Origin of the sequence: Pseudokineococcus marinus (assembly GCF_013004605.1) — a bacterium.
Lineage (GTDB): Bacteria > Actinomycetota > Actinomycetes > Actinomycetales > Quadrisphaeraceae > Pseudokineococcus > Pseudokineococcus marinus.
Genome location: NZ_JABEMA010000167.1, coordinates 1 through 6,873, shown reverse-complemented (window position 1 = coordinate 6,873; position 6,873 = coordinate 1). Strand labels below are relative to the sequence as shown.

Sequence of the window (6,873 nt, the reverse complement as noted above, 5' to 3'; positions counted from 1 at the left end):
CTTGGCGACGCCGCCGACCGCGACGACGGCGGGCCGGTCGCGGCCGAGGCGGCCGCGGACGTCGAGCGCGAGCGTGCGGAGGTCGTCGGCCGAGGCCACCTCCCCGGCGTCGTGCCCGGCGTAGGCCACGCCGAAGACGTCGGTCGGCGCCGCGGCGAGCTGCCCCGCCGCCGCGAGGACGCGCTCGGTGCGCTGGCGGGCCAGCTCGCGGTCGGCGTCCCGCAGGCGCCCCACGACGTCGCGGACGCGGGTGACGACGTCCCCCTCGCCCGCCCCGAGCACCTCGGTCACCTGCGCCACGAGGTCGCGCTCGCGCGCGAGGTAGCGGAAGCCCTCGACGCCGACGACGGCCTCGACGCGCCGGTTGCCCGCGCCCACGGAGGACTCGCCGGTGAGCACCAGCGGGCCCACCTGGCTGCTGCGCTGCACGTGCGTGCCGCCGCAGAGCTCGCGCGACCACGGACCGCCGATCTCGACGACGCGGACCTCCTCGCCGTAGGTCTCGCCGAAGAGCGCCAGCGCCCCCCACTCGCGCGCCTGCGGCAGCGTCATCCACTGCGCGGTGACGGGCAGGTCGTCGCGGACCGCCAGGTTGCTGACGTCCTCGACGTCGCGCCGCTGCTGCGCGGACAGCCCGCCCTTCCAGGCGAAGTCGAGACGCAGGTACCCGGGCCGGTTGTAGGAGCCCGACTGCTGCGCCGACGGGCCGAGCACCTGCCGCAGCGCGGCGTGCACGACGTGCGTGCCCGAGTGCGCTTGGCAGGCGTCGACGCGCCACTGCGGGTCGACGGACGCCTGCACCTGCGCGCCCTGCGCCAGCTCGCCGTCGAGGACGCGGACCTGGTGGACGACGAGGCCCTTGATCGGGCGCTGCACGTCGAGGACCTCGGCCGAGCCGCCGTCCCAGACGAGCGTCCCGGCGTCGGCGCTCTGACCACCGGACTCGGCGTAGAAGGGCGTGCGGTCGAGGACGACCTCGACGACGCGCCCCTCCCCCGCCGCCACGACGGGCTCGACGCCGTCGACGACCGCGAGCACCTGCCCCGTCGTCGTCAGCGTCGTGTAGGCCTGCCAGTCGGTCGGCCCGTTCGCCTCGAGGACCTCGCGGTAGGCGCCCGTCGCCGCGGCGCCGCTGCGCTTGGAGCGCGCGTCGGCCCGGGCGCGCTCGCGCTGCTCGGTCATGAGCTCGCGGAACCCCTGCTCGTCGACGGACACGCCCTGCTCGGCGGCCATCTCGAGCGTGAGGTCGATGGGGAACCCGTAGGTGTCGTGCAGCTGGAAGGCGCGGGTGGCCGGCACCTGCGTGCCGCCGCCCTGCTTGGTCTCCCGCACGGCCGTGTCGAGGATGGTCGTGCCCGCCACGAGCGTGCGCCGGAACGCCTCGTCCTCCGCGGCGACGACCTCGCTGATGCGCCCGAAGTCGGCCTCGAGCTCGGCGTAGGAGCGCGCCATGCGCTCCTTCGAGACGGCCGTCAGGTCGGCCAGCGACGGCGCGTCGACGCCGAGCAGGCGCATCGCCCGCACCGCGCGGCGCAGCAGCCGGCGCAGCACGTAGCCGCGGCCCTCGTTGCCGGGGCGGACGCCGTCGCCGACGAGCATGAGTCCGCTGCGCACGTGGTCGGCGACGACCCGCAGGCGCACGTCGGACGCCGGGTCCGCGCCGTAGCGCACCCCCGCCATCGCCGAGGCCGCCTCGATGACGGGGAACACCTCGTCGATCTCGTACATGTTGTCCTTGCCCTGCAGCAGGTACGCCACCCGCTCCAGGCCCATGCCCGTGTCGATGTTCTTGCGCGGCAGCTCCCCGAGGATCGGGAAGCCGTTCTTCCCGCCGCCCTCGCCCCGCTCGAACTCCATGAACACGAGGTTCCAGATCTCGATGTAGCGGTCCTCGTCGGCGGCCGGGCCGCCGTCGCGGCCGAAGCGGGCCCCGGCGTCGACGAAGATCTCGCTGCACGGGCCGCACGGCCCCGGGCCGCCGGTCGACCAGTAGTTCGAGTCCATGCCCAGACGCTGCACGCGGTCGGGCGACACCCCGACGTCCTTCGTCCAGATGCGGTGGGCCTCGTCGTCGTCCTCGTAGACGGTGACCCAGAGGTCCTCCTCGCGGAACCCGTACCCGCCCTGCTCCTGCGGCGTGGTGACGAGCTCCCACGCCCACGGGATCGCCTTCTCCTTGAAGTAGTCCCCGAAGGAGAAGTTGCCGTTCATCTGGAAGAACGTGCCGTGGCGGGTGGTCTTGCCGACCTCCTCGATGTCGAGGGTGCGCACGCACTTCTGCACGCTCGTCGCGCGGTCGAACGGCGCCGGCTCCCGCCCCGTGAGGTAGGGGATGAAGGGCACCATGCCGGCGACCGTGAAGAGCAGCGTCGGGTCGGGCGAGACGAGCGAGGCGCTGGGGACCACCGTGTGGTCCTTGCCCTCGAAGAAGCTGAGCCAGCGACGGCGGATCTCCGCGGTCTCCATGGGGGGCCTTCCGTGTCGGGAGGTCGTTCACGCCCGGCGGGGCGCCGACCCCGGTCCGGCGGCGGCTCGGGAGCCTGCGGCGCCGGGGGTGGGCGGCGCGTCAGCCGCGGGGGCTCGAGGGGTGGTCGATGAGGTCGCGCGCCTCGGTCTCGCTCATGGCACCGGCGTCGACGCCGAGGGCCACGCGCAGCTCCTGCTCGCGCTCGGCGGCCCCGGCGCGCACCTCGGCGGCGAAGGCGCGCGCGGCGTCCGTCCACCCGGAGGCGCGGCCCTGCAGCCCGGCCGGCGTGTACGAGCGGGCGACCCCGGCGGCGCGGCGCACGGCCACGACGCCGGCCACGGCCCCGAGGCCGATCCAGACGAGGCGACCCACGTCAGCCCCGCTTCCGGCGGCCGGCGATCGCGCCCCGCACGCCGTAGGTGAAGGCGGCCACCTTGACGATCGGCGAGCCGAGCGTCGCCGCGAAGAGCGCCGTCAGCGCGGACACGTTGGTGGCGATCTGCGCCGCGCCCGTGGTCACCGTGTCGACGTTCTGCATCTGCTCGTTGACCTGCGTCACGGCCGTCGTCGTCTCGGTGATGAGCGGACGGGTGTCGTCCGACAGGCGGCGCACGGCCTCGCGCGTCTCGTCGAGCACCTTGCCCAGCTTGAGCAGCGGCACCGCGAGCAGCCCCACGAGCAGCACGAACGCGATCGCGGCGATGAACCCCGCGACGTCTCCTCCGGTCATCCGGATCCCTCCAGTCGGTCCGCGCCCACCACCGGACCGGGCCGCGGCCCCTCGGTGGGAGCCGCTGGCCTGCCGTCGGCGGCGCGCGGGCACGGCGCTTCCCGCCCCGCTGCCGAGGCGCGCGGCGACCCTACCGCGCACCCCGCTCACGGACGGCGACCCTGTGGAGGACCTGGCCGGTCGCGGAGGGCGGCGTGCTCGCCCACCGGTCGACGTGAGGAGCTCGACGCGGGTCACCGAGATGACGCGTGGTCACCAGGCGGGGCGCCCGCGCTCGTGGAGGGCACTGGCGACGGCCGCGCGGGGCACGGAGCGCTCCCGAGCCCACCCGCGCGCTGGGTCGGGCAGCGGCCTGCCTGACGTGCCCCCCACGAGCACGGCCACCCCGCTCCTCCCCCGTGGCACCGGCCGCGCCGAGTCCGGGCGAGCTGGCGCTGGCCGGGCACCTGCGGCGACCGCCCGCGGGGCGAGCGGCCGAGAGGTGACGCGCGGAGGGGCGGGCGGGTCCGGTGGGGGCACGTCAGCCGAGCGTCCCCCGGCGGCCGTCAGGCTGCTGGGGGCGCGTAGGCAGTGCCCTCGCCGGACCCGCCCGGCCCGTGCCAGCCCGACCACGACCCACCGGCCACGACCCACCGGCCACGACCAACCGGCCACGACCAACCGGCCACGACAGACCGGGAGGGCGCTCAGGTCAGCGCGAGTAGTACTCCACGACCTTCGCGACGTCGCAGGTCACCGGGACCTCGTCGCGCTCGGAACGGCGGACGACCTCGGCGCGCAGCTCGGCGAGCTCGACGCGCAGGTAGGCGGGCACGTCGGGCAGGACGTCCCGGTGCGCGCCGGCGGCGGCGACCTGGAAGGGCGGCAGGTCGCGGCTGCGCGGCGCGATCTCGACGACCTGGCCGGGGCGCACGCGGTAGGAGGGCTTGTCGACGCGGGCGCCGTCGACGAGCACGTGGCGGTGCACGACCGTCTGTCGGGCCTGGGCGATGGTGCGGGCGAGGCCGGCGCGCAGGACGACGGCGTCGAGCCGGCTCTCGAGGAGCTGGACGAGGACGTCGCCCGTGCGCTCGGGGTGCTTCTTCGCCTCGTCGACGGCGCGGCGCAGCTGGGCCTCGCGGATGCCGTACTGGGCGCGGAGCCGCTGCTTCTCGCGGAGGCGCAGGGCGTAGTCGCTCTCGCTGCGGCGCCGGGCCCGGCCGTGCTCGCCGGGCGGGTAGGGCCGGTTCTCGAAGTGCCTCACCGCCTTCGGCGTGAGGGCGAGGCCGAGGCGGCGGGAGAGGCGGACCTGCTGGCGCGAGCGGGAGCTCGAGGTGCTGGACGACACGGGTGGGGCTCCTGGCGGGATCAGACGGACGGGGTGCCGGCGGACGGGCGGGCGGAGCGAGGTCGGACGCGGGACGCGCCGAGGTCCTCCCTCGACCGCACATCTTAGGCTAGCCTCACCTGCATGACGCACCTGCCGAGCGCCGCGGTCGTGGCCGCCACCGCCCTCTCGGGGTCGGGGACGGCCGTCCTCACCCCCGCCCGGGACGAGGAGCGGGAGGGGTCGCGCATCGCTGTCCTGCACGCCCGCACGCGGGACGGGGAGCTCGTCGTCGTCGCCAGCGAGGCCGCGGTCGGCGCCCTGGGGCTCGGGCGCGGCGGCGAGCACGACGCCGCGGCCCGGCTCGAGGTGGTCGTCGAGGCGGCGCTGCCCGACCTCACGGTGCCGCGGGCGCAGGTGGTCGTCGACGGCTGGGTGCGCCTGGCCGCCCCGCACGAGGCCGCCGGCGCGCTGGGCGCCGTGTGCGCCGCCGGCGACCTCGCGGACCTGGCGGGGGCGTGGCCGGACCCCCGGGTGCTCCTGCTCGACGCGGCCGCCGTCCGGCTGCACTGGCCCGAGGGGTGCAGCGACGTCGCCGTGGCGGACCTGCGCGCGGCGGCGCCCGACCCGGTGGCGCTGCGGGAGGCGGACGTGCTCGGGCGGGTCGAGGCGGAGCTGGGCGACCGGCTCGTCGGCCTGGTCCGCGCGATGGGCCACGCCCACCCCGCTCCGGGCGGCCGCGGCGCCGGCGTCCCCGGGCGCGACCTGGGCCGCGTCAGCGAGGTGCGCTGCGTCGGCGCCGACCGCACGGGGCTCGTGCTGCGGTGCCGGACCGAGGAGCCGTGGGAGGGCCTCGGGGCCGGGTGCCGCTGCGCCGGGCACGACGGAGCGCCCTGCCCCGCGTCGACGACGGCGACCCTGCGCCTGCTCTTCCCCGCACCGGTGGCCGACGCCGACGCGGCCGTCGACGCCCTCGCCCTCATGGTCCTCGGTGCGAGCGCGGGCGGCGCCGCCCGCTGCCCCTACGCCCCCGGCGCCGCACCCGCCTGAGGACCCGCCGGCGCCGCGTCGGCGACGCCGTCACCCCAGCGAACGACGAAGCAGGTGGCGTCGCGCACGACCTCGCCGCCCGCGTGGTCGGTGACGGCGCGCGCCACGAGCCGCGGGGCGTCGAGGACGTCGACGGCCCGCCGCAGCCCCTCCGCGAGGCCGGCCACCCCGAAGGGACGGTCCTCGGGCGAGCGGGCCTCGAGGACGCCGGACGAGGCCAGCACGAGCCGCTCCCCCGCGGCCACGGGCAGCGGCGCGGCGCTGCGGTCGTCGGCGTCCCCGTCACCCAGCGCGGGGCCCCGCGGGAGGTCCAGCTCCTCGAGGGCGCCCCCGTCGGCGTCGTCGGGACCGCCTGCCGTCCACAGCAGCACGGGGACCTCGCCGGCGACGACGACCGAGGCCCCGCCGGTGCGCAGGTCGACGCGGACGAGCACGGCGCCCACCCGCTCGTGACCGCCCGAGCGGTGGCGGAGCACGTCGTCGGCGGTGGCGGCCTGCTCCTCGAGCGCCATCCCGCACCGGCGCGCGTGGCGGACGGCCGCCAGGGCGAGGTCGGCCGCTCGGGCGGCGGCCAGACCCTCCCCTGCGGCCTCCAGGAGGGCCAGCGTGAGGACGTCGTCGTCGACGGCCCAGTCGAACAGGTCGTTGGTGGCGAGGTAGGCCGGCTCGACGAGCGCGGCCAGCTCGACGCCGGGGCCACGGTGCTCCGTGGGGGGCAGGACGTCCCACTGCATCTCCGCGGCGACGCTGAAGACGTGCGAGCGCCGGCGCACCTCGACGTCGTCGCTGCCCTCGGCCGCCTGGCGCAGCAGCAGGGCCGCTGCCGGGGCCGCGGCAGCGAGCACCTCGGCGCACGCGCGCACGGCCGCCCCGGGCGCGGGCGCCTCGGCGAGGAGGACGCCGAGGCGGTGCCCGCGGACGGTGACCGGCTGGCACGTCGTGAGGCCGTCCGGCGCCAGGACGGCGCGCTGCTCGCGGAAGGCCAGCGCCGCCGCGCCCGCGGTGCCGCCCGGCGCCCCCTCCTCGTCGGCGTCGACGAGGTGCGCCACCCCGTCCCCGTCCGCCGCCTCCGGGTCCGCGCGCTCCCGCTCGCCGCCCGCCCCACGGGCGTCCGGAGCCGCGGAGGGCCAGCAGGCCAGGCGGTGCAGCTCGACGAGCTGGTGGTCGACGAGCAGGAGCTCGGCGCGGACGGCGCCGGCGGCCGGGCCGACCACCTCGACGAGCGCCTGCGGCGTCCGCCACGCCGGCACGGCGAGACCCTGCGCGACGAGCGAGGGCACGACCTCGCCCGGCGAGCCGTCGGGCCCGCCCCCGCGCTGC

The 6,873-nt window shown here is 77.3% G+C and carries 6 protein-coding genes; 1 reads left to right on the top strand and 5 read right to left on the bottom strand.

The window, feature by feature from the left end; genetic code table 11:
- From alaS to rpsD, 4 genes are all read right to left on the bottom strand, one after another.
- Positions 1–2,466: alanine--tRNA ligase (gene alaS / locus HLB09_RS10970; RefSeq protein ID WP_171203412.1), on the bottom strand; the 2,466-nt coding region annotated here is incomplete at its 3' end.
- 100 nt (positions 2,467–2,566) lie between these two features.
- Positions 2,567–2,839, bottom strand: a complete 273-nt coding sequence (locus HLB09_RS10965; RefSeq protein WP_171203411.1) for a DUF6167 family protein — start codon at positions 2,837–2,839, stop codon at positions 2,567–2,569.
- Between the two features lies 1 nt (position 2,840).
- Complete coding sequence (locus HLB09_RS10960; RefSeq protein ID WP_171203410.1) at positions 2,841–3,197, bottom strand: DUF948 domain-containing protein; 357 nt, start codon at positions 3,195–3,197, stop codon at positions 2,841–2,843.
- 691 nt (positions 3,198–3,888) lie between these two features.
- Entirely contained in the window at positions 3,889–4,524 is a 636-nt protein-coding gene (rpsD, locus tag HLB09_RS10955) for a 30S ribosomal protein S4 (RefSeq protein ID WP_171203409.1), read from the bottom strand.
- A 123-nt stretch (positions 4,525–4,647) separates the two neighbouring features.
- Here rpsD and HLB09_RS10950 point away from each other — a divergent pair, with 123 nt between their 5' ends.
- Positions 4,648–5,553 (top strand): hypothetical protein, encoded by a 906-nt coding sequence (locus tag HLB09_RS10950; RefSeq protein ID WP_171203408.1) that lies wholly within the window; start codon positions 4,648–4,650, stop codon positions 5,551–5,553.
- On the opposite strand, the gene HLB09_RS10945 is transcribed toward HLB09_RS10950, so the two are convergent.
- A partial coding sequence (locus tag HLB09_RS10945; RefSeq protein WP_171203407.1) for a PP2C family protein-serine/threonine phosphatase occupies positions 5,526–6,873 on the bottom strand: 1,348 nt, incomplete at its 5' end. The genes HLB09_RS10950 and HLB09_RS10945 overlap by 28 nt on opposite strands.

Bases quoted from the DNA above. Each gene is read 5' to 3' on its own strand.
- HLB09_RS10960 (WP_171203410.1), bottom strand. From the start codon at position 3,197: ATGACCGGAGGAGACGTCGCGGGGTTCATCGCCGCGATCGCGTTCGTG.
- HLB09_RS10950 (WP_171203408.1), top strand. From the start codon at position 4,648: ATGACGCACCTGCCGAGCGCCGCGGTCGTGGCCGCCACCGCCCTCTCG.